We start from the raw sequence: 3,752 nt of genomic DNA, 5'->3' as shown, positions 1-3,752 counted from the left end.
TTTGACCTGAAAAACAAGGGCAATGTGCTGGTGCGCGTGTCCATAGACCGCAGCGCGCCCGTCACCAAATCGACCTTTGCCACGGTGGCCTCGCAGGGCGTGACCGGTCTCGGTTTCATCCAGCTCGACGACGAGGGCGAGTCGACCGAACGCCTGGTGCCCAACGACGACGAGCCGCCGCGCATCCCGCTCAGGCCCGGCGGCCTGGACAAGCTGCTCAAGCAGAGCGACATGATCTTCACTCAGGTCGAGCAGGCCAGCATCCGCCTGAACAGGCTGCTGTCCGACGACAACCAGCTGGCCGTGACCGGCGCCGTGACGCAGCTGTCGGAAGCCGCGGGCGGCATCAACCGCGTGGCCAAGGCGCTGGAGCCGGCGGTGGCGACCCTGCCGGCGCTGTCGCGCGATGCCAGCGCCAGCCTCAAATCCATCAAGAGCGCCACCGACGAGGTCGGCGTGACGGCGCGCCGCCTGAACGAAAAGGGCGGGCCGCTGGACAAGCTGTCGCAGGGCGGCAGCGCCCTGGCGGCCGGGGTGGAGACCTTTAGCGCGGCCACCCTGCCCAAGGTCGGCCAGGTAGCCGACGAAGCCAACCGCACCCTGCGCCAGCTGCGCCGCACCGTCAATTCGGTCGACGACAACCCGCAGGCGCTGATTTTTGGCAACGGCCCGCCGCAACCCGGCCCGGGCGAGCCCGGTTTTTCCGCAGACGGAGCAAAAAAATGACCCCGCATTCTTCCAGGCTGCAAGTTTTTGCTATTAATTCAATAGCTGTTGATGCACGTTCTCATTGGGCTAGAGCCATTTTTTACCTGCTAGCGGCGTCAGTGGCGGTGCTGGCCGGGTGCTCGGCGCTGCCCGACAAGCCGATGCGCGCCACCCAGTACGACTTTGGTCCCGGCCCGCTGCTGGCCGAGTCCGTCGCGCCTGCGCCCGTTCCGGCGCGGCTGCCCGCGCTGGCGATAGACGACATCGGCACCCCCGGCGGTGCGCTCGACAACCAGGCCGTGCTGTACCGCCTGGCCTATGCCAATGCGCAGCAGCTGCGCCCCTACGCGCAGGCGCGCTGGAGCATGCCGCCGGCGCAGCTGGTGCGCCAGCGCCTGCGCGAGCGGCTCAGCCTGCGCCGCCCCATCTTCAATGCGCGCGAGGGCCTGGCCCTGAACCGCAGCCAGAGCGCGCCGCTGCCGCTGCAGTTGCGGCTCGAACTGGAGGAGTTCAGCCACCTGTTCACCGCGCCCGAGGTCAGCGTCGGCCTGATCCGCCTGCGCGCCACCCTGGTCGAGGTCACGCCGGCCGGTGAAAAGCTGCTCGGCCAGCGCAGCCTGGTGGTGCAGCGCCCGGCCCCCAGCGCCGATGCCGCAGGCGGCGTGCGCGCCCTGACGGCCGCCACCGACGCCGCGATTGAGGAGCTGGACCAGTGGCTGCAGCAGCTGCCGGCGCGTTAGCGGCGGTCGTGGCGGCAACCCGTCATGCTTTTATTGCTATAAAAATAATAGCTACAAGTGCACGATGTGCCAGGGCTGGAGGCTGATTTTGACCTACAAAGTGCGCGCCAGCACGGGAAACAGCTTGTGCAGGCCGTCGGCCATCACCTCGACCGCCAGCGCCGCCAGGATCAGGCCCATCAGCCGCGTCATGACGTTGATGCCGGTCTTGCCCAGCACCCGGGCAATCGGCTGCGCCAGCGAAAAGCACAGCGCCGTCGCCAGGCCAATCACCAGGCCGTAGCCGACCAGCGTGCCGAGCTGAAAAAAGGTCTTGGCCTTTTCGGCGTAGATCACCACGGTGGACATGGTGGCCGGGCCGGTCAGCAGCGGAATCGTCAGCGGCACCACCGCAATGCTGGCGCCCATGGCGGCCTTTTCGGCGCCGTCCTGCATCTCGTGGGTGTTGGGCTTGGCCTCGGCCGGCTGCGCGTTGAGCATGTTCATCGAGCTGATCAGCAGCAGCATGCCGCCGCCGACCTGAAAGCTTTCCAGCGAAATGCTGAAAAACTCCAGAATCTGCAGGCCCAGCAAGGCGCTGGTGGCAATCACCACAAACGCGCTGAAGGACGCGATGACGATGGTGCGCTGGCGCTGCGCCCGCGAAAAACCCTGCGTGTAATGAATGAAAAACGGCACGATGGCCAGCGGGTTGACGATGGCCAGCAGCGTGATGAGGGGTTTGAAGTCCATGGGAACCAGTCTTTTGCAGCGTGGTGCCGCCATTGTCTAAAAATTACCAATCCGGGCGAGCCCTGCAATTTTCCGCCGGGCCGCCCCAAGGAAAATTAGCCCCCTCGGGGGCAGCGCATTACACGAAGTGAAAAGCGTGGGGGCTAGCTACCTTCCTCCCGCGACGTCGAGCAGCGCGCCTGTGGTGTAGCTGGCATTGTCGCCGAGCAGCCAGACGATGGATTCAGCCACTTCATCCGCCGTACCGGCGCGCTGCATCGGCACCTGCGGCGCCAGCGCATGGGCGCGGTCGGGCAGGCCGCCCGAGGCGTGAATCTCGGTGTCAATAATGCCGGGCCGCACCGCATTGACGCGTATGCCCTCGGTGGCCACCTCCCTGGCCAGGCCGATGGTGAAGGTGTCAATCGCGCCCTTGGCCGCCGCATAGTCCACATACTGGCCGGGCGCGCCGAGCCGGGCCGCCGCGCTCGACACATTGACGATGGAACCCCCCGCGCCGCCATGGCGCGTGCTCATGCGCTTGACGGCTTCACGCGCGCACAGCATGGCGCCGAACACATTGATGGCAAACATGCGCTGCAGGCGCGCCAGCGTCAGCGCATCGACGCGCGTGGTCTGGTCCACCACGCCCGCGTTGTTGACCAGCGCGCTCAGGCGGCCCAGCTCGGCGTCGACCTGTGCAAACATCGCCAGCAGCTGCGCCTCATCGGCCACATCGGCCTGCACCGCGATGGCCTGGCCGCCCGCCGCCCGGATCTGGCGCACCACCGCCTCGGCGGCCGGCGCATTGGCCGCGTAGTTGACGGCCACCGCATAGCCCCGGCGCGCCGCCAGCAGCGCCGTGGCCGCGCCTATGCCGCGCGAGCCGCCGGTAATCAAGACAACCTGGGTCAAAACCGCACCTCCAGCAATAAATGGCAATCCCGGGTAAAAAGCAGGATCGAGTCAATTCAATGTACCGTATTCACCGGAGACTATCTTGAGCACGATTGCGACTTCCGTGGACTACTACTTCACGCCGCAAAGCCCCTGGACCTACCTGGGCCACCCGCGCTTTGCGCAAATCGCCCAGGCCGCCGGCGCGGCGGTGCGCGTGCTGCCGATTGACCTGGGCGGCAAGGTGTTCCCGATCTCGGGCGGCCTGCCGCTGGGCAAGCGGGCGCCGCAGCGCCAGGCCTACCGGCTGCTGGAGCTGCGGCGCTATGCAGACTACCTGGGCGCGCCGCTAAACCTCAAGCCCAGCTACTTTCCGGTGTCGGGCGACGACGCCTCGCGCCTCATCATCGCCGTCAATCGGCACGACGGGGTGGAGGCCGCCCTGCGCATCAGCGGCGCCATTTTCAGTGCGGTGTGGGCGCAGCAGCGGCATATCGCCGATGAGAAAGTTCTGGCCCAGCTGCTGGCTGAATGCGAGTTGAGCCCGGACCGGCTGGAGCAGTCGCACAGCCAGGCGGTGCAGGAGCAGTACGAAGCCAACACCCAGCAGGCGATAGACGCCGGCGTGTTCGGCGCGCCCAGCTACGTGATCAACGGCGAGATCTTCTGGGGCCAGGACCGGCTGGATTTTGTCGA

The 3,752-nt window shown here is 66.7% G+C and carries 5 protein-coding genes; 3 read left to right on the top strand and 2 right to left on the bottom strand.

Going from position 1 to position 3,752, the window contains the following annotated elements; all coding sequences use genetic code 11:
- The coding region (locus RMO23_RS14195; protein ID WP_309682786.1) for an MCE family protein at positions 1–726 on the top strand (726 nt) is incomplete at its 5' end.
- Positions 723–1,448 carry an ABC-type transport auxiliary lipoprotein family protein gene (locus RMO23_RS14190; RefSeq protein ID WP_309682784.1) on the top strand — a complete coding sequence of 242 codons (726 nt, stop codon included), beginning with the start codon at positions 723–725 and terminating at the stop codon, positions 1,446–1,448. The genes RMO23_RS14195 and RMO23_RS14190, both read left to right, overlap by 4 nt.
- A 93-nt stretch (positions 1,449–1,541) precedes the next feature.
- Here the strand turns inward: RMO23_RS14190 and RMO23_RS14185 are convergent, their stop codons facing one another.
- Both RMO23_RS14185 and RMO23_RS14180 read right to left on the bottom strand, forming a co-directional pair.
- On the bottom strand, positions 1,542–2,180 hold the full coding sequence (locus RMO23_RS14185; RefSeq protein ID WP_309682781.1) for a MarC family protein: 639 nt from the start codon (positions 2,178–2,180) through the stop codon (positions 1,542–1,544).
- Between the two features lie 147 nt (positions 2,181–2,327).
- Positions 2,328–3,074, bottom strand: a complete 747-nt coding sequence (locus RMO23_RS14180) for an SDR family oxidoreductase (protein WP_309682778.1) — start codon at positions 3,072–3,074, stop codon at positions 2,328–2,330.
- 94 nt (positions 3,075–3,168) lie between these two features.
- On the opposite strand from RMO23_RS14180, the gene RMO23_RS14175 reads away from it, so the two are divergent.
- Positions 3,169–3,752: 2-hydroxychromene-2-carboxylate isomerase (locus RMO23_RS14175; RefSeq protein WP_309682789.1), on the top strand; the 584-nt coding region annotated here is incomplete at its 3' end.

Origin of the sequence: Polaromonas sp. (assembly GCF_031411155.1) — a bacterium.
In the GTDB taxonomy this organism is placed as follows: Bacteria; Pseudomonadota; Gammaproteobacteria; order Burkholderiales; family Burkholderiaceae_C; genus Polaromonas.
Note: the sequence above shows the minus strand (reverse complement) of the source record. Positions and strands in the feature narration are given on the sequence as shown.